Raw genomic sequence first — 18,133 nt, forward strand, 5'->3', positions numbered from 1 at the left:
TGATCACTCGCGCCAAAGCAGCTCCAGCCCAAAGCCGCTCCGCCGACCTTGCCGACCAGACTCTTCTCACCGATGATGCTGATCGTTCGGCCATGGGTGCTGACGAAGGGGGATCCATGCATGCCGAGGGGCAGTTCCGAGCGAGCGGGTGGCGAGGCCGCGAGGTTGAGATACTGCGCCCCGAGGGGCAGCGAGGCCCCGCGCTCTTGGAGTTCAAGGGGGGCTTGACCACCTCGTTCAAAGTCCACGCGCTGTATCGGTCGACGACCCGCAAGTTGCTGGGCGAGGAGCTGTTGTATTCATACGGGCCCAGGGTGCGAAGGGTTTTGCTGCCAGCGCAGTACAACCGGGTGGAGATCCGCCGTGTGAAGCCAAGTCGCACCTCAGGGACAGGGTTCTCCCGCTGGCGCCTGCGCACGTTGAACGCCGCCGACCTGCCGAGACTGGCGGACACGCTGTCTGGCAAGCACGAGACGCTCGTGTACTTCGATGGCCACACCCGCGTGTCGTTCGCCTGGCTGGGAGACACCGAATACGGTGAGCTCCACTTCACGCCCGAGGCCGGGGGCGAAGCAGAACAGCTGACTCGGCACGACCAAATCCGCGGTACGGTCACGGTTCCAGGTGATGGCCTCCTAGCCGTCCGCAGATCCGATAAGTGGACGCTGGAAAGGCAGTAGCGGCCCCCCTGCCGGTGTAGTCCGCTTCGAGGGGCGAGCTGACATCCAAGCCTGACATCAACGACAGCGGACACGAGCGGATCACCACGCCCTGGGACGGAGCAGTGGCAGCCTCGCAGACGTAGCCATCCAGGGACGCGACGATCCTCTGATCGAACTTACAAGGCGGATGTCGGCGGCTCGAAACCGTCCGGGCACAGAGAGAAGGACCAGCCCAGGAGGCGGTTTCCTCCCAGGCTGGCCCTTCAGACTCCTGTGTCGTGCCGCACGTGTTACTGCTGCTCAGGCGGACTGGGATCCCAACCGACCGCGAAAGACCACGTCACGCTCGGCTCCGCGGTGAACTGCAGCGAGCTGGTGGAGCGGTCCTTGCTCATGCGGATCTCGTTCATGGTGGGCAGGACCTTCCCCTGCTCGCACAGGAGAGGAAAGGTGACGTCGCCCACGAGGGCGCGGCCGGCAGCCGCGCCCTCGTGGTGCGTTTCCCCAGCTAGACCCAGGTGTCCAGCCACATCCGCGACCGCCACGAGTCGATCGGGATCGCGGTGCCCGTGTAGATGGGCCAGAAATAGATGAAGTTCCAGGCGATCAGCAGCACCAGGACGCCCGCGCCCGCCGCGCCCAAGATCCGGCGGCGTTCGTCGCGGCCGGGGGGGCCGATGATGGCGCCGATCATCATCGCGACCGCCAGGCACAGGAACGGGACGAAGACGACCGCGTAGAAGTAGAAGATCGTGCGCTCCTGGTACATGAACCAGGGCAGGTAGCCTGCGGCGATGCCGCAGGCGATCGCGCCGGCCCGCCAGTCGCGGCGGAACGCCCACCGCCACAGGATGTACAGGATGGCGAAGCAGGCCGCCCACCACAGGAGCGGGGTGCCGATCGCCAGGACCTCCCGGGCGCACTTGTCGCCGGCGTCCGTGGGGCAGCCGGCCTCGCCGGGGGAGGGGGATTCGTAGAAGTACGAGACCGGGCGGCCCACCACGAGCCAGCTCCACGGGTTCGACTGGTACGTGTGCGGGGATGACAGGCCGACGTGGAACAGGTAGACCTCGTGCTCGTAGTGCCACAGGCTGCGCAGCCAGTCGGGCAGGAAGCTCCAGTTGCCGCCCTTGCCGTCGGTGGCCGCCCAGCTGCGGAAGTAGCCGCCCGAGCCGTCGGCGGGAGAGAGGATCCAGCCGATCCAGGAGGTCAGGTACACGGTGACGGCGATGGTGGACATCGCCACCCACGAGAGGACCGACTCCGCCACGAGCACGAAGGAGAACCGGCGGTCAGCACCTGCCACCCTGCGTGCGCCGACGTCCCACAGGATGGTCATCACGATGAACGCGGCCAGGAAGTACGCGCCGTTCCACTTCGTGCCGATCGCGAGCCCCATCAACAGGGCCGCCGCCCAGCGCCAGGGGCGCAGCCCCAGCCAGGTGGTCCTCGCGACGTACGCGTCGGGCCGGGCCCGGCCGTCCGCGTCCACCGGGAGCGCTGCCGCCAGTTTCTCGCGCGCCTTGTCCCGGTCGATGAGCAGACAGCCGAAGGCCGCGAGCACGAAGAATTCCAGGACCCCGTCCAGCAGCGAGGTGCGGCTCATCACGAACTGCAGACCGTCCACGGCCATCAGCGCACCGGCCAGACAGCCCAGGAAGGTCGAGCGGAACAGCCGACGGCCGATACGGCACAGCATCAGCACCGCCAGCGTGCCGAGCAGCGCCGTCATGAACCGCCAGCCGAGCGGGTTGAACCCGAAGACCAGCTCCCCCAGCCCGATCACATACTTGCCGACCGGCGGATGCACCACGTAGGCGGCGTCCGTCGGGATCGGCACATGACCGTTGCCCTTGAGGATCAGGTCGTTGGCGTCCTTCGCCCAGCTCGCCTCGTACCCGTTGTGGATGAGCGCCCAGGCGTCCTTGGCGTAGTACGTCTCGTCGAATATCACCGCTCTCGGGCTGCCCAGGTTCCAGAACCGCATCAGCCCGGCCATGAGCGTCACGAGCAGCGGGCCGCCCCAGCCCGACCAGCGGGTGAGGCGGTCGGCGACCTCCTTGCGCAGGCCGAGCGCCCCCCAGATGCGCGGGCTGGGCTCGCTGTAGGGCGGCACCAGCCGGTCGCGGACGTCGCTCGTGGCGCGCGCCGTGTATCCGAATCGGCGCAGCCGCTGCTGCCACGCCGGCCGGTGCTCTTCGGTGGCCTGGCCCTGCCGGGTGTCCGTGGAGGACGCGGTACTGGTCACCGCGCCATCGTAGGGAACGCGTCTGTGTGAGTCCCGTGCTTGGGCCCTCCGATCGGGTACGGCCCGTGCCTGGGAGGATGGAAACGTGACAGTAACGCCCGGAACCCTGGTCCTCGCCGGCACCCCTATCGGGGACATCGAGGACGCTCCGCCGCGGCTCGCGCAGGAGCTGGCCACCGCCGATGTGATCGCCGCCGAGGACACGCGCCGGCTGCGCCGGCTCACACAGGCGCTCGGTGTCCAGCCGGCCGGGCGTGTCGTGTCCTACTTCGAGGGCAACGAGTCCGCCCGGACGCCCGAGCTGGTCGAGGCGCTGGTGGGCGGGGCGCGGGTGCTGCTGGTGACCGACGCCGGGATGCCGTCCGTGTCCGACCCCGGGTACCGGCTGGTCGCAGCCGCCGTCGAGAAGGACGTCCGTGTCACCGCCGTGCCCGGCCCCTCCGCCGTGCTCACCGCGCTCGCGCTGTCCGGGTTGCCCGTCGACCGGTTCTGCTTCGAGGGGTTCGCGCCGCGCAAGGCCGGCGAACGGCTGTCACGGCTGCGTGAGGTCGCCGAGGAGCGGCGCACCCTCGTCTACTTCGAGGCCCCGCACCGGCTCCAGGCCACCCTCGCCGCCATGGCCGAGGTGTTCGGCGCCGGGCGCCGGGCCGCCGTCTGCCGTGAGCTGACCAAGACGTACGAGGAGGTCCGCAGGGGCCCGCTCGGCGAGCTGGCGGAGTGGGCCGCCGAGGGCGTACGGGGCGAGATCACGGTCGTCGTGGAGGGTGCCGGCGAGAAGGCGCCGGCGGAGCTCGACGCGGCCGAGCTGGTGCGCCGGGTGCGGGTGCGCGAGGAGGCGGGGGAGCGTCGCAAGGAAGCCATCGCGGCCGTCGCCGCCGAGGCGGGAGTGCCGAAGCGGGAGGTTTTCGACGCGGTGGTGGCCGCGAAGAACGCCGACCGGCCCGCATGACGTGCGCAACCCCCTCTGAGCAGGGCGCTTCTCCCATGAGCGGGCGCCCCATGGGTGGGCAAAGAGCTGTCGCCGAAGGCAAAGCCATAACGGAGCGTTCGGGTTGATTTGGCAAGCGACATCCAAATCGCCTCCAACACTCGGCAGGCCTTGATGCGTTCGCGCTGGTGAAGGCGTCCACTGGGTGAGGGGACGTCCCCGTCCCTCGCCCACTGTGGGACCCCGCGGGATTCAGGGGGAATCCCGCCCCACCCGGGCGCTTGTCCAACGGGCAAGAGGAGCCGGAATGAGTGAGATCGCAGGACGGACCGGCCGGATAGCCGCGGCCGGTCTCGACACCGGGCAGGCGGTCGACCGAGGTGTGGCTACCGCTGTCGTACAGGAGTCCTATTCCTTCGCCTGCATGCGCTGCGGGCACGGCTGGGAGCAGTCGTACGACATAGAGCACCACCTCGACGGAGACGGCAACGAGTTCGTGATCTACGTGGCGGGCGGCCGGGTCGTCCCGTCGCCGCTGAGCCGTCCCTCCTGCCTGAACTGCGACAGCCATGTGGTGCGCATCATGCGCCCCGGCCAGGTGTCCTCCGTCCAGAACTCCATGCACGGCCACCACCGCCCGGTGGGGCGGGCCGCCGAGGAGACCCTGGACGAGCCGGTGGCGCGGGCGGAGAAGGCCGGACAGCAGCACCACTGGCACCTCTCGGACCTGCTCCACGTGTTTCACCATCGCAAGGCCGGGTGAATGGATCCTCCCGGACGAGGGGCGGCGCGGCCCTTTCGTAGGATCGGAGGCATGCCTTCCCAAGCGTCCGGCAAGAGCGGACCGCCCCCGCTTCCCGAGCCCCTGCGCGTGCCCGTCGCCGACTCGCACACCCACCTCGACATGCAGTCCGGCACGGTGGAGGAGGGTCTTGCCAGGGCCGCGTCGGTCGGCGTGACCACGGTCGTGCAGGTCGGCTGTGACGTGAAGGGGTCGCGCTGGGCCGCCGAGACGGCCGCGGCGTACGCACCCGTGCACGCGGCCGTGGCGCTTCACCCGAACGAAGCGCCGCGCATCGTCGACGGCGACCCTGACGGATGGTCCCGGCAGGGCGCCCGCGAGCCGGGCGGCGACACGGCCCTGGACGAGGCGCTCGCCGAGATAGACGGCCTGGCGGCCCTTCCGCACGTCAAGGGAGTCGGGGAGACCGGCCTCGACTACTTCCGCACCGGACCCGAGGGCAGGGCCGTCCAGGAGCGCTCCTTCCGCGCGCACATCGAGATCGCCAAGCGGCACGGCAAGGCGTTGGTCATCCACGACCGCGACGCGCACGCAGACGTGCTGCGCATCCTGGAGGAGGAGGGTGCGCCCGAGCGGACGGTTTTCCACTGCTACTCGGGTGACGCGGCGATGGCCGAGGTCTGCGCCCGTGCCGGGTACTTCATGTCGTTCGCGGGCAACGTGACCTTCAAGAACGCGCAACCGCTCCGGGACGCGCTCGCCGTGGCTCCCCTCGACCTCGTCCTGGTGGAGACCGACGCTCCGTTCCTCACGCCCGCGCCCTACCGGGGCCGGCCCAACGCGCCTTATCTCGTTCCGATCACGGTCCGCGCGATGGCCGCGGTGAAGGGGGTCGAGGAGGACGTGCTGGCTCAGGCACTCGGGCGGAACACGGCGCGCGCTTTCGGTTACTGAGCGTCGAAATCTTCCGGTCGCCGGGGTCCCGCCGGGGCCCCGGGACGCCCGGATTTCCGGCTGCTTCGAGGCGAAAGCGTGTCGCCACACCGAGTAACGACGTTGCTTTGGAGAGTGACGGCCAGGCGCTAGGTTCTGGTCTCCCGTTTCGGACCTCTCTGGAGCGTGTCGTCGTGAGCAATCGGCAGTACTCGCCATGCAGGACGTACGACCCGGCCCCGGCGTACGAGGATCACGAGCCCTTCGGCCCGGCGTACCCGGACACCTACCGGCCCGCCTACGAGGCGCAGGCCCGCACCGTGCGCGCCGGGGACATAGCGGGACCGCCGCCGCGCCAGCAGCCGGACGGCACGGCTCGCCCGCCGGGCCGAGCACAGGCCCGGCACGCCGCGCGACGCGGGAAGGGCGGCTCCCGCCCCGATTCCGTCCGCCGTCTCCTCCCTCAGGCGCTGGTCGTCGCCTTCCTCGCCGGCGGCACCACCGCGTTCGTCGCCAACGACAAGGCGATCGAACTCACCGTGGACGGCCGGCCGCGTGCGTTGCACACCTTCGCCGGCGACGTGGGCGAGCTGCTCGCCCAGGAGCGGGTCGCCGTGGGCGAGCACGACGTCGTCACACCCGCGCCCGGGATGGCGCTGGCCAGCGGGGACGAGGTCGTGGTGCGCTTCGGGCGCCCCCTGCTCCTCACCGTCGACGGTCACCGCCGCCAGGTGTGGACGACGGCGCACACCGTCCACGACGCGCTCCAGCAGTTCGGGGTGCGCGCTGAGGGCGCGTACCTGTCGACCGCGAGCTCCCGGAAGATCGGCCGCGAGGGGCTCGTGCTGGACGTCCGCACCGAGCGCTCGGTGACGGTCATGGCGGACGGGCGGCCGCGCACGATCCGCACGAACGCGGCCACCGTCCGTGAGGCGGTCGAGCAGGCCGGGGTCACCTTGCGCGGACAGGACACGACCTCCGTGCGGCCGGACAGCTTCCCTCGCGACGGCCAGACGGTGACCGTGCTGCGGGTGAAGGGCTCGAAGGAGGTCCGCGAGGAGCCGATCCCGTTCGACGTGAGGCGCACCCGCGACCACCACCTGTTCAAGGGCACGGAGATCGTGGCGCGTGCCGGGCGGCCGGGCACGCGCCGGGTGACGTACGTCCTGCGCACCGTCAACGGTGTCCGGCAGAAGCCGAGGCGAATCGAGTCCGAAGTGGTTCAGGAGCCGAGGATGCAGTGGGTGAGGGTGGGTACCAGGGCGCACCCGGACTCGGTGAACGGCGCCGAGGGCCTGAACTGGCGAGGGCTCGCCGCCTGCGAGTCCGGTGGCAGGACGCGCGCGGTGGACCCGTCCGGTACCTATGGCGGCCTCTACCAGTTCGACCGGCGCACCTGGCGCAGCCTCGGCGGCTCCGGCCGGCCGCAGGACGCCCCGGCCGCGGAGCAGACGTACCGCGCGAAGAAGCTGTACGTGCGCCGGGGCTCCAGTCCCTGGCCGTACTGCGGGCCGCGGCTCTACCGCTGAGCGCGCGGTCCGACCGCCGCCGTTCCTACCTGGACGGCCCTTTCGCGGGCCTCCGCCGGGCCCACAAGGCACCGGCGGAGGCCCGGGCCGCCCGCGGCCACGCGCGCGCGGAGCCGTCACGCCGCCCCGTACCCTTGCTCCGTGAACAGCTCCGCCTTCGACGCCCTCCTGGGTCCCGCCGACGTCCGAGAACTGGCGGCCGCCCTCGGCGTACGCCCCACCAAACAGCGCGGCCAGAACTTCGTCATCGACGCCAACACCGTGCGGCGCATTGTGCGCACGGCCGATGTGCGCCCCGAGGACGTCGTGGTGGAGGTGGGGCCCGGGCTCGGTTCGCTGACGCTGGCGCTGCTGGAGGTGGCCGAGCGCGTCACGGCCGTCGAGATCGACGACGTCCTGGCGGGGGCGCTCCCCACGACCGTCGGCGCGCGGATGCCCGAGCGCGCCGAGCGGTTCGCCCTGGTCCACTCCGATGCCCTGCACGTGAGCGAGCTGCCCGGGCCGGCGCCCACCGCGCTCGTCGCGAACCTGCCGTACAACGTCGCGGTACCCGTCCTGCTGCACATGCTCGACACCTTCCCGAGCATCCAGCGGACCCTGGTGATGGTGCAGTCCGAGGTCGCGGACCGGCTGGCCGCCGCGCCCGGTTCGAAGGTGTACGGGGTGCCGTCCGTGAAGGCCAACTGGTACGCCGACGTCAAGCGCGCCGGGGCCATCGGGCGCAACGTCTTCTGGCCGGCGCCCAACGTCGACAGCGGGCTCGTCTCGCTGGTCCGGCGGGCCGAGCCGGTCAGGACCTCCGCCTCGAAGGCGGAGGTGTTCGCGGTGGTGGACGCCGCGTTCGCGCAGCGGCGCAAGACGCTGCGGGCCGCGCTCGCCGGGTGGGCGGGGTCGGCGGCCGCGGCCGAGACCGCGCTCGTCGCCGCCGGGATCTCGCCACAGGCGCGCGGGGAGTCGCTGACGGTGCAGGAGTTCGCCCGCATCGCCGAGAACCGCGACGCCGAGAACCGCGTCACCGACCATCGCGTCACCGAGCACGAGGAGCAGGCCCAGCAGTGAGCGTGACCGTACGCGTCCCCGCCAAGGTGAATGTGCAGCTGGCGGTGGGCGGCGCCCGCCCCGACGGTTTCCACGACCTGGCGAACGTCTTCCTGGCCGTCGGTCTGTACGACGAGATCACGGTGACCCCGGCCGATGCACTCCGCGTCACCTGCTCGGGCCCCGACGCCGCGCAGGTGCCGCTCGACGTCACCAACCTGGCGGCGCGGGCGGCCCTGGCGCTCGCCGCGCGTCACGGGCTCGAGCCGGCCGTGCACGTCCACATCGCCAAGGACATCCCCGTCGCCGGAGGCATGGCGGGCGGAAGCGCGGACGGGGCGGGCGCCCTCGTGGCGTGCGACGCGCTGTGGGGCACGCGAGCATCGCGCGAGGAACTGCTCGAGATCTGTGCCGAGTTGGGCAGCGATGTGCCGTTCAGCCTGGTGGGCGGGGCGGCGCTGGGCACCGGGCGGGGCGAGCAGCTCACGGTGCTTGAGGTCGGCGGGACCTTCCACTGGGTGTTCGCGATGGCCGGCCGGGGGCTGTCGACACCCGCGGTGTTCCGGGAGTTCGACCGGCTCAACGAAGGCGTGCGGATTGCCGAGCCCGTCGCCGCGCAGGACCTTCTCGAAGCGCTGGCGAAGGGGGACACCGGGACCCTGGCGGCAGCGGTCTCCAACGATCTGCAGCCGGCCGCGCTGTCACTGTTCCCGGAGCTGGCGGACACGCTGGCCGCGGGGCGTGCGGCAGGGGCGCTTGCGGCGCTCGTGTCCGGATCGGGACCCACGACGGCGTTCCTCGCCCGGGACGCGTCCGGAGCGCAGAAGATCGCGGAGGCTCTGCTGGCGTCCGGGACGTGCAGGTCGGCGCGGGTGGCGCCGTCACCGGCGCCGGGAGCGACCCTGGTCCGACCCGGCCGTCCCCGTGCGACCGAGTCCGGGTGCGCAGACCGCATGTGAGCAAGTCCGCGTACTCAGACCGCACTTGAGTACGAGCGCGCTGACGCCTCCTTCAGCGCCCGCGCGACCGTACCTTCATGAGACCCAGCGACCTCGCCGCCGCCACACCCGCCTCCCGCGACCGCTTCATCGATCTGTTGCGGGTCGCCTCGCTCGCCACCGTCGTGCTCGGGCACTGGCTGATGGCCGCCGTGTCCGTGGGTGCGGACGGACGTGTGCAGGTCGGCAACCTGCTCGCCCTCCAGCCCCGGTTCCAGCTGCTCACCTGGGTGTTCCAGGTGATGCCGGTGTTCTTCTTCGTCGGGGGCTTCTCGCATGCCCTCTCCTGGCGATCGACCGGACGCCGCACCCCCAAGGCCTACTCGGTGTTCCTGCGCGCCCGGCTCCAGCGGCTGCTGCGGCCGACCGTCGTGTTCATCGGGGTGTGGGGTGCGGTGGCGATGGCCCTCCAACTGGCCGGGTCCGGCGGTGGGTTGCTTGATGTGAGCCTGCGACTGGTCGCACAGCCCCTGTGGTTCGTGGGGATCTATCTCGCAATGGTCGCCTTCACCCCACCGCTGCTCAGGCTCCACGAGAGGTACGGGTGGGGTGCGTTCGGCGGGCTCGTCGCCGCGGCCGTGCTCGTCGACTTGCTCCGCTTCGGCCTCGGCGTCCCTTACGTCGAGTTCCTCAACTTCGCCTTCGTCTGGCTCGCCGTCCACCAACTCGGCTTTCTGCGCGCGGACGGGCGGCTCGGCCGGCCGTACCTGCTCGCCGGCGCGGGGCTCGTGGGCGCCGCGCTGCTGGTGGGCTTCGGACCGTATCCGCTGTCGATGGTGGGCATGCCGGGCGAGAAGGTCTCCAACATGGCGCCGCCCACGCTCGCCCTGCTGTGCCACGGGCTGTGGCTGGTCGGGGCGGTGGAACTGCTGCGTGCGCCCGCCGTGCGGTGGCTGAACCGCCCACGCGTGTGGCGCACGGTCGTCGCGGCGAACGGCGTCTCGATGACCGCCTTTCTGTGGCACCTGACGGCGATGCTCGGCGTCTACGGGGCGCTGCTCGCCCTCGGCGTCCGACTGCCGGAGCCCGGTTCGGGTGCGTGGTGGATACAGGTATCATGGCGGATCGTGGCTGCCGTGACGCTCACCGGTGTCCTGGTGGCCGTCTTCCGTGCCTTCGAAAAACCCTCGGGTGCACGGGAGTCGAGTGCGCCGCGCGCCTGGGCGGGACCCGCCGCCGCGCTCGGCGTCACCCTCTGCCTCTTCGGGGTCCTCGGCCTGTCGATGGTCGGCTTCGGGGGACTTCTGCAAGGACGTACGGCCCTGCTGATGGCCGTGCACGTCACCGCACCCGCGGCCGTGATGATGACGCTCTCGGGGTGGCTGCTGGTGGAACGGGCGGGGCGGGGCCGCGGCGGCGCGGTATGACGGCGGCCCGGGGTCCTGGAGGTCGTCGATGGCGGTCAGGTCGATGTCGGCCGGCGAGGCTGCTCGGTGGAGTCGGCGGTCATGGTTCCTTCCATGGACGGGATCCCGCCGCCTGCTTCCCCAGTAGTCGTCGATCACTGATGACGTCACCACGAAGAGTGACGGCCCGCCTGCGTCCCGCCACCTCTTCCGCAGGCCCTAGGCTTGAAGGCTGATCGATCCCCGCGTCAGGAGAGAAATGGCCATCAACCTGGTCAATGTCGAGAACGTCAGCAAGGTGTACGGCACCCGCGCCCTGCTCGACGGCGTCTCGCTCGGCGTGTCCGAAGGGGACCGGATCGGGGTGGTCGGCCGCAACGGCGACGGCAAGACCACCCTGATCCGGATGCTCGCCAAGCTGGAGGAGGCCGACTCCGGCCGTGTCACCCACTCCGGCGGGCTGCACCTCGGCGTGCTCACCCAGTACGACTCCCTCGACCCGGCCGCCACCGTCCGCCACGAGGTCATCCGGGACATGGCCGATCACGAGTGGGCGGGCAACGCCAAGATCCGCGACGTGCTCACCGGGCTGTTCGGCGGGCTCGACCTGCCCGGCTTCCCGCAGGGACTCGACACCGTCATCGGCCCCCTGTCCGGCGGCGAGCGGCGCCGCATCGCGCTGGCCAAGCTGCTCATCGCCGAGCAGGACCTGATCGTCCTGGACGAGCCCACCAACCACCTCGACGTCGAGGGCATCGCCTGGCTGGCCGACCATCTGCGCGAGCGCCGCTCCGCGCTCGTCTGCGTCACTCACGACCGCTGGTTCCTGGACCAGGTGTGCACCCGGATGTGGGACGTGCAGCGGGGCACGGTCTTCGAGTACGAGGGCGGCTACTCCGACTACGTCTTCGCCCGCGCCGAGCGGGAGCGTATCGCCGCCTCCGAGGAGGCCAAGCGGCAGAACCTGATCAGGAAGGAACTCGCCTGGCTGCGGCGCGGCGCTCCCGCCCGGACCTCCAAGCCCCGCTTCCGCGTCGAGGCCGCCAACGACCTGATCAAGGACGTCCCGCCGCCCCGGGACAGCAGCGAGCTGATGAGGTTCGCCGGCTCCCGGCTCGGGAAGACGGTCTTCGACCTCGAGGACGTCACCGTCCAGGCCGGCCCCAAGCTGCTGCTCAAGCACGTCACCTGGCAGCTCGGTCCGGGCGACCGGATCGGCCTCGTCGGGGTCAACGGCGCGGGCAAGACCTCACTGCTGCGCGCCATGACCGAGGCCGCGCGCAGCGAGGGGGAGCGGCAGCCCGCCGGAGGCCGGATCGCGGTCGGCAAGACGGTCAGGCTCGCCTATCTCTCGCAGGAGGTCGCGGAGCTCGACCCGACCTGGCGGGTCCTGGAGGCCGTGCAGCGGGTGCGTGAGCGCGTCGACCTCGGCAAGGGGCGCGAGATGACCGCCGGGCAGCTGTGCGAGACCTTCGGCTTCAGCAAGGAGAAGCAGTGGACACCCGTCGGGGACCTGTCCGGCGGTGAACGCCGGCGGCTCCAGCTGCTCCGCCTCCTGATGGACGAGCCCAACGTCCTCTTCCTCGACGAGCCCACCAACGATCTCGACATCGAGACCCTCACCCAGCTCGAGGACGTGCTCGACGGCTGGCCCGGCTCGATGATCGTGATCTCGCACGACCGGTTCTTCGTCGAGCGGACCACGGACAAGGTGTACGCCCTCCTCGGTGACGCCACGGTGCGGATGCTGCCTCGCGGCATCGACGAATACCTGGAGCGGCGCCACCGTATGGAGGAGGCCGCGGCGGCGGCCGCCACTCCGGCGCCCGCCGCCGAGAAGCCGGCCGTCTCCGCCGCCGACGCCCGTGCCGCGAAGAAGGAACTCCAGCGGATCGAGCGTCAGTTGGACAAGATCACCGGGCGGGAGGCCGAGCTCCACCGGCAGATCGCCGACAACGCGACGGACTTCGGGAAGGTGGCCGGGCTGGACGCCCAGTTGCGTCAACTCGTCGGCGAGCGCGAGGAGCTGGAGTTGCGGTGGCTGGAACTCGCGGAAGAGGCATAGGCGTTCGGCGGTCCGCGCGCCCGGGCGTGAAGGCCGCGTGAAGGCCATAACGGGGGCATCACGGGCCGGTCCTCCCTTGGGAACAGGGGCAGGACAAGCCCGGTGTTCAAGGGCCTCCCGGTGATACAAAGGGCCGTCTGAGAACAGACTGGGTACCACCGGCGGAATTCGCGCACCGCGGGCGTGGGGACACATCAGTCAAGAGGGGGAACGCACTGATGACTCAGCCTCCCGACCAGCCGCCGCAGGGCGGATTCGGAGCACCGCAGAGCCCACCACCACAGGGGGGTTTCGGCGCTCCGCAGGACCCGCAGCAGGCCACGCCTCCGCCGCCCGCCCAGCCCCCTGCCCCGCCGCAGCCCGGGTACGGCCCTCCGCAACAGCCTGGTCCCTACGCCCAGCCCCAGCAGCCGGGGCCGTACGCCCAGCCCGGGTACGGCCCTCCGCAGCAGCCGGGGCCCTACGCCCCGCCGCAGCCCGGATACGGCTGCCCGCAGCAGCCGCCTCGGTTCCCGGGCGCCCCGACCCCGCCTCCCGGCGGCGGTTCCAAGAACCCCTTCAAGGGCAGGCCCGCGGTGGCCGTGGGCGCCGCGGTCGCCGCGCTGCTCGTGATCGGCGGCACCGTGTACGCGGTCAGCGGCAGCGGCGGCGACAAGAAGCCCACCGCCGAGAAGAGCGGGCAGGCCACACCGTCCGCGGCGGCCTCCACGCCGGTCGACCCGGGCGACGGCACCGGCGACGGCGCCGAGGACCCCGAGAATCTCAACGAGGGCCGCAAGGCGGGTGAGTCGAAGGTCCTCTGGTACAAGGAGGCGCCCGACGCGCCCGGTTCCGGCGCCGACGCCCCCAGCATGTGGATCACCGACAAGGCGGTGGTGAAGGCCGCGTACAAGCAGGTCTTCGCGTACGACGTCGGCGACGGCGACCCGGCCTGGGAGCCGATCTCGTTCCCGCAGAAGATCTGTGCGGTCACTCCGCACAAGACGGCGGACGACGAGGTCGTCGTTGCCTACATGAGCGGCATCAGTGAGAACGCCAAGTGCAACCGGCTCCAGCAGATCGACCTCGGCACCGGCACGCTGGGCTGGAAGGCGCAGGTTGCCGATGGCGCCCTGTTCGACAGCACCCTCAGCGTCGACCTCAGCGTCACCGGCAAGACCCTGATGGTCGGCCGTTCGCAGTCGGGCACGGCGTACGACATCGGCACCGGCAAAAAGCTGTGGGACAAGCGGGAGTACACCGGAGCCTGTTTCCCGACCGCCTTCGCGGGCGGCGCCAAGCTGATCTCCGTGGCCTCCTGCGCGGCCGGCAGCTCGAAAGCGCACGACGAGGTGCAGGAGCTCGACCCGACGACCGGCAAGGCCAAGTGGACCAGGCCGATCCCGACGGGCTGGAAGGTCGCGCGCGCCTTCTCCGTCGATCCCGTCGTCCTCTATCTGACCAACGACGACAAGAAGGCCGTGGCCATCTCCACGCTGAAGAACGACGGCACCCCCCGTTCGGACGTCCACTCCAAGGACTCCTTCGCGCCCGAGTGCGGCTGGGCCGCCCTCAGTCGTGACCTGCAGGGCTGCACCGGCGCGGTGGCCGACGCGAACACCCTGTACCTGCCGACCGAGGCGAAGAGCGGCCCGAACGAGGTCGTCGCGTTCAACCTCGACACCGGCAAGGAGAAGTGGCGGGTGAAGTCCCCGGCGGACCGGACGATGCTCCCGCTGAGGACGGACGGCACCCACCTGATCGCCTATGTCGAGCCGTCGTACTCCGCCGGCGGTCAGGTGGTCTCCATCGCGACGTCCGGCGGCAGCCACACCGCGACCAGGCTGCTGCAGAACCCGTCGGGCGCCGCGCAGATCGAGAGCGGCTTCTACGCCAAGGCGATCGACTACGTGGACGGGCGCTTCTACATCTCCACGACCCGGCTGAGCGGCAACAACCAGTCGAAGGAGAAGCTGATGCTCGCCTACGGCAAATGACCCGGCTGCCGGCTCCTCCCTCCCTGCCCACCACTCTTCCGTCCTTCGAGGTACGCCTTCATGAGCCAGCCGCCTCCGCCCCCGAACCAGCCGCCGCCGGGTGGTTTCGGCGCCCCCGAGGACCCGCCGCCAGGGGGTTTCGGGGCACCGCAGGACCCGCCGCCGGGTGGCTTCGGGGTTCCGCAGCCGCCCCAGAGCCCTCCGCCGCCCGCCCAGGGACCGGGGTACGGCTACCCGCAGCCGCAGAACCCGCCCCAGCAGCCGTACGGCTACCCGCAGCAGCCCGGCTACGGCCACCCGAACCAGCAGCCCGGCTACGGCTATGCGCCGACCGTTCCCCTGGGCGCGCAGGGTTCCCAGGGCGGCGGCCGCAAGGGACGGGGCGCCCAGGTGTGGATCATCGTCGCGGCGGTCGTGGCCATCGCGCTGATCATCGGCGGCGGTGTCTGGTATGCGAACAGCCAGGGCGGCGACAAGAGCGGGAACTCCGCGGCCGGTACGAGCGGCGGCAAGGACGGCAAGGGTGCCGGCGGCGGCTCCGGTTCCGGTGACGCCAGGGAGAAGGTCCCGGCCGACACCGGTGCCAAGGTGCTGTTCCAGCTGCCGATGCCGGTGGTGAAGAACGACTCCAGCGTCCAGGTCGCCGGCTCCTGGGTGACCGACAAGGCGTATGTGAAGAGCGGGGTGGCCGAGATCGACGGCTACGACCCCGACAAGGGCACCAAGCTGTGGACCATCAAGCTCCCCGGCCCGGTGTGCGCGGTGAGCCGCTACACCAGCGAGGACGACCGCACGGCGATCCTCTACCAGTCGGGGATGCCGACGAAGGACAAGCCGTCCTACGGCTGCACCGAGGTCGCGGCCATCGACCTGAGCGCGGGCCGGAAGCTGTGGACCGAGTCCGCCAGGGCCGGTGACGACAAGATCTCCTTCGGCAACATCACCCAGAGCGGGGACACGGTCGCCCTGGGCAGCACTTCCGGCGGGGCCGCCTTCGACCTGGCCACAGGCAGGACGCTGTGGAGCCCGAAGCCGGGCGATACCTGCTACGACGCGGGGTACGGCGGCGGTCCGGCGCTGGTCGCCGTCCGCAAGTGCGGTCAGTACGGTGCCCGGCAGCTGCACATCCAGTCCATCGACCCGAAGTCCGGGCAGGTGAACTCCGACTACAAGATGGCGACCGGCATCGAGTACGCCAGCGTCGTGTCGGCGAGCCCGCTCGTGGTCGCCGCCGACGTCGGCGACTCCGCGGCCGGCAGCGGCATCTCGGACCTGTTCTCCATCGACATCAAGAGCGGCGCTCTGCGCACCAAGATCTCGCTGCCGGCCAAGACCTATGCGGCCAGGTGCGACGGGATCACTCAGACCGAGGCGTGCACCCAGATCGTCGTCGGCAACGGCAGGGTCTACGTGCCGACCAAGGAGCACGAGGGCAGCGCGGGCGGCTACGGCGAGACCAACGAGATCGTCGCCTTCGACCTCGGCACCGGAAAGCTGAACGGTCAGCGCGCGGACGCGGGCGACGGCTACACCCTCTCCCCGCTGCGCATGGACGGCGGCAACATCATCGCCTACAAGCGCCCGCCCTACGACAAGGGCGGCCAGATCGTCAGCATCGACGGCGCCTCGTTCAAGGAGACCAAGCTCCTCGAGAACCCGTCGGCCGAGTCCGTCCGCAACGCGGAGCGCCGTTTCTCCCTGGACTACGCGGAGATCCGTTACCAGAACGGTCGCCTCTACATGGCCCAGGTCTTCGCCGACAAGGCGTCCGGCGCGGGTGACGGCCGGTATCTGGCCGTCGCGTTCGGCACGAGCTGACGGCCCGGCAGCTCTCCGCGATCACCGGCCCGCACATCTGACCGAGTATCGGCCGTACGGTCCCGTCCCGGCTCAGGGGCGGGGCCGCGTGCGTATTCCCGTCCCTTCCGAATGGTTGGGATTTCCGCAATCCGGGGCACTTCTCACCGGTAGGGGCGCGCAATGTCGAACAAGCGTGTAGCTTCCGGGGGCATGAAGGGCGGGGGTGCGCTGGGGGCTTCTGCCCGTACGGGCCAGTGGGCACGCGTAGTGGGCATCCATGGGGGACTGGGGGGTTGCTCGATGGGAGTGCGGCTCATGGTGGTCGACGACCACCGACTGCTCGCCGAGGCGCTGGCCTCGGCACTGAAGCTGCGAGGGCACCGGGTGCTCGCCGCGGCCGCGCCGACCGGGGGCGCGGCCGAACTGGTGATCACCAGGGCGCCCGAGGTGTGCCTGCTGGGAACGTCGGCACCGGCCGAGCCGGGGGTCTTCGACCCGGTGGTGCGGATCAAGCGGGAGCGTCCGCAGGTGGCGGTGCTGGTCCTCGGGCCGGTGCCGAGTCCGCGCGGGATCGCGGCCGCGTTCGCCGCGGGCGCCTCGGGCTATGTGCGGCACGACGAGCGCATCGAGGGCGTCGAGCGGGCGATCATGAAGGCGCGGGCGGGCGAGGCGGTGGTGGCACCGCAGCTGTTGCAGGGCGCTTTCAGCGAGCTGCTCAATCCGGCGGCCCAACCGGACGACGAGGGCCAGCGCCTGCTGCAGATGCTCACCCCGCGCGAGGTGGAGGTCCTCGTGCGGGTCGCCGACGGCGAGGACACCCGGCTGATCGCGGCCGGCATGGGCATCGCTCCGTCGACGGCCCGCACCCATGTCCAGCGGGTCCTGATGAAACTCGGTGTGGGCTCCCGCCTGGAGGCGGCGGCCCTGGCGGCCCGCACGGGTCTGCTGGACCGGGCGGGGCCGCTCGACAACGCGGCGCCGCCACGGAGGGACCCGTCGCCGCAATAGCCGTAGCCGCAGGTCTCGTGCTCGCGCGGACCGTCCGCGGCCGGCCGGGCGGTACCCCGCGCTCCTGACGGTACGAGGACGATCGTCAGCCAGTTGGCGCCGAGCGGGTTGGTGTGGCCGATGCCGGTGCCGCCCCAGGCGGTGACGAATTCATGGCCGTGGGCCGCGGTGAGCTTGTCGGTCAGGCCGCCCCAGCCGCCGACCTTCTTCAGGCCGAGCACGGTGATCGGGATGAGGGCCGCCAGGATCACGAAGAACTGGAGCACCTCGTTGTAGATCGCCGAGGACAGACCGCCGAGAGTGATGTAGGCGAGCACGAAGAACCCGGCGACCACGATCGCCACCCACTGCGGCCAGCCGAGCAGCGCCTCGACGACGATCGCCAGCGCGTACAGGTTCACGCCTGCGATCAGGATGGCCGCGAAGGCGAACAGGATCGAACTCAGCAGGTGTGCTGCTTTGTCGAAGCGGAGCAGCAGGAACTCGGGAACCGAGCGGACCTTGGAGCCGTAGTAGAAGGGCATCATCACCAGGCCCAGGAAGACCATGGCCGGGATGGCGCCGATCCAGTACCAGTGGACGGTGTAGGCGCCGTACTGCGCGCTGTTGGCGGCCATGCCGAGGATCTCGGTGGCGGCCAGGTTGGCCGAGTTGAACGCCAGACCGGTGATCCAGGCAGGCAGCGAGCGCCTGGACAGGAAGAAGTCGAGGCTGGTCCTCACCGACCGCCGGGCCGCGAACCCGATGCCCAGTACGACGACGAAGTAGATCCCGAGGATCGTGTGGTCGAGTCCGTTCGTGGGGAGCCGTAGCCCCGCGGCGAGATGTGTGGGGGTTTGCATACGTACTCGCTCGGCTGC

At 70.8% G+C, this 18,133-nt stretch carries 13 protein-coding genes and 1 pseudogene; 12 read left to right on the forward strand and 2 right to left on the reverse strand.

What is annotated here, in order from left to right; genetic code table 11:
- The first annotated feature begins 92 nt into the window (after positions 1–92).
- Positions 93–680, forward strand: a complete 588-nt coding sequence (locus VXC91_RS17230) for a hypothetical protein (protein WP_329508143.1) — start codon at positions 93–95, stop codon at positions 678–680.
- A gap of 490 nt (positions 681–1,170) precedes the next feature.
- Here VXC91_RS17230 and VXC91_RS17235 read toward each other — a convergent pair whose 3' ends face one another.
- A complete protein-coding gene (locus VXC91_RS17235; protein WP_329508144.1) occupies positions 1,171–2,910 on the reverse strand; it encodes a dolichyl-phosphate-mannose--protein mannosyltransferase in 1,740 nt (579 codons plus the stop codon).
- Positions 2,911–2,995: 85 nt separating this feature from the next.
- On the opposite strand from VXC91_RS17235, the gene rsmI reads away from it, so the two are divergent.
- From rsmI to VXC91_RS17290, 11 genes are all read left to right on the forward strand, one after another.
- Complete coding sequence (gene rsmI / locus VXC91_RS17240) at positions 2,996–3,859, forward strand: 16S rRNA (cytidine(1402)-2'-O)-methyltransferase (RefSeq protein WP_329508145.1); 864 nt, start codon at positions 2,996–2,998, stop codon at positions 3,857–3,859.
- Positions 3,860–4,145: 286 nt separating this feature from the next.
- On the forward strand, positions 4,146–4,601 hold the full coding sequence (locus VXC91_RS17245; protein ID WP_329508146.1) for a hypothetical protein: 456 nt from the start codon (positions 4,146–4,148) through the stop codon (positions 4,599–4,601).
- A 51-nt stretch (positions 4,602–4,652) separates the two neighbouring features.
- Complete coding sequence (locus VXC91_RS17250; RefSeq protein ID WP_329508147.1) at positions 4,653–5,534, forward strand: TatD family hydrolase; 882 nt, start codon at positions 4,653–4,655, stop codon at positions 5,532–5,534.
- A 173-nt stretch (positions 5,535–5,707) separates the two neighbouring features.
- Positions 5,708–7,042, forward strand: a complete 1,335-nt coding sequence (locus VXC91_RS17255; RefSeq protein ID WP_329508148.1) for a ubiquitin-like domain-containing protein — start codon at positions 5,708–5,710, stop codon at positions 7,040–7,042.
- Positions 7,043–7,183: 141 nt separating this feature from the next.
- Positions 7,184–8,101 (forward strand): 16S rRNA (adenine(1518)-N(6)/adenine(1519)-N(6))-dimethyltransferase RsmA, encoded by a 918-nt coding sequence (gene rsmA, locus VXC91_RS17260; RefSeq protein ID WP_329508149.1) that lies wholly within the window; start codon positions 7,184–7,186, stop codon positions 8,099–8,101.
- Complete coding sequence (locus VXC91_RS17265) at positions 8,098–9,039, forward strand: 4-(cytidine 5'-diphospho)-2-C-methyl-D-erythritol kinase (protein ID WP_329508150.1); 942 nt, start codon at positions 8,098–8,100, stop codon at positions 9,037–9,039. Before rsmA ends, VXC91_RS17265 begins: the two co-directional genes overlap by 4 nt.
- 77 nt (positions 9,040–9,116) lie before the next feature.
- Positions 9,117–10,445: an acyltransferase family protein gene (locus VXC91_RS17270; protein ID WP_329508151.1), complete on the forward strand. Its 1,329-nt coding sequence runs from the start codon at positions 9,117–9,119 to the stop codon at positions 10,443–10,445.
- A 238-nt stretch (positions 10,446–10,683) separates the two neighbouring features.
- Positions 10,684–12,489, forward strand: a complete 1,806-nt coding sequence (locus VXC91_RS17275; protein WP_329508152.1) for an ABC-F family ATP-binding cassette domain-containing protein — start codon at positions 10,684–10,686, stop codon at positions 12,487–12,489.
- A 218-nt stretch (positions 12,490–12,707) separates the two neighbouring features.
- Entirely contained in the window at positions 12,708–14,465 is a 1,758-nt protein-coding gene (locus VXC91_RS17280; protein ID WP_329508153.1) for an outer membrane protein assembly factor BamB family protein, read from the forward strand.
- 60 nt (positions 14,466–14,525) lie between these two features.
- On the forward strand, positions 14,526–16,283 hold the full coding sequence (locus VXC91_RS17285; RefSeq protein WP_329508154.1) for an outer membrane protein assembly factor BamB family protein: 1,758 nt from the start codon (positions 14,526–14,528) through the stop codon (positions 16,281–16,283).
- A gap of 282 nt (positions 16,284–16,565) precedes the next feature.
- Positions 16,566–17,273: a helix-turn-helix transcriptional regulator gene (locus VXC91_RS17290; RefSeq protein WP_329508155.1), complete on the forward strand. Its 708-nt coding sequence runs from the start codon at positions 16,566–16,568 to the stop codon at positions 17,271–17,273.
- A 74-nt stretch (positions 17,274–17,347) separates the two neighbouring features.
- On the opposite strand, the pseudogene VXC91_RS17295 reads toward VXC91_RS17290, so the two are convergent.
- Positions 17,348–18,115: pseudogene (locus VXC91_RS17295) on the reverse strand (sodium:solute symporter family transporter); the annotation flags it as partial.
- Positions 18,116–18,133: the final 18 nt, after the last annotated feature.

The sequence above is a fragment of the Streptomyces chiangmaiensis genome (assembly GCF_036281785.1).
Classification (GTDB): Bacteria; Actinomycetota; Actinomycetes; order Streptomycetales; family Streptomycetaceae; genus Streptomyces; species Streptomyces chiangmaiensis.

Bases quoted from the DNA above. Each gene is read 5' to 3' on its own strand.
- VXC91_RS17230 (WP_329508143.1), top strand. From the start codon at position 93: ATGGGTGCTGACGAAGGGGGATCCATGCATGCCGAGGGGCAGTTCCGA.
- VXC91_RS17245 (WP_329508146.1), top strand. From the start codon at position 4,146: ATGAGTGAGATCGCAGGACGGACCGGCCGGATAGCCGCGGCCGGTCTC.
- VXC91_RS17250 (WP_329508147.1), top strand. From the start codon at position 4,653: ATGCCTTCCCAAGCGTCCGGCAAGAGCGGACCGCCCCCGCTTCCCGAG.
- VXC91_RS17270 (WP_329508151.1), top strand. From the start codon at position 9,117: ATGAGACCCAGCGACCTCGCCGCCGCCACACCCGCCTCCCGCGACCGC.
- VXC91_RS17275 (WP_329508152.1), top strand. From the start codon at position 10,684: ATGGCCATCAACCTGGTCAATGTCGAGAACGTCAGCAAGGTGTACGGC.
- VXC91_RS17280 (WP_329508153.1), top strand. From the start codon at position 12,708: ATGACTCAGCCTCCCGACCAGCCGCCGCAGGGCGGATTCGGAGCACCG.
- VXC91_RS17285 (WP_329508154.1), top strand. From the start codon at position 14,526: ATGAGCCAGCCGCCTCCGCCCCCGAACCAGCCGCCGCCGGGTGGTTTC.
- VXC91_RS17290 (WP_329508155.1), top strand. From the start codon at position 16,566: ATGGGAGTGCGGCTCATGGTGGTCGACGACCACCGACTGCTCGCCGAG.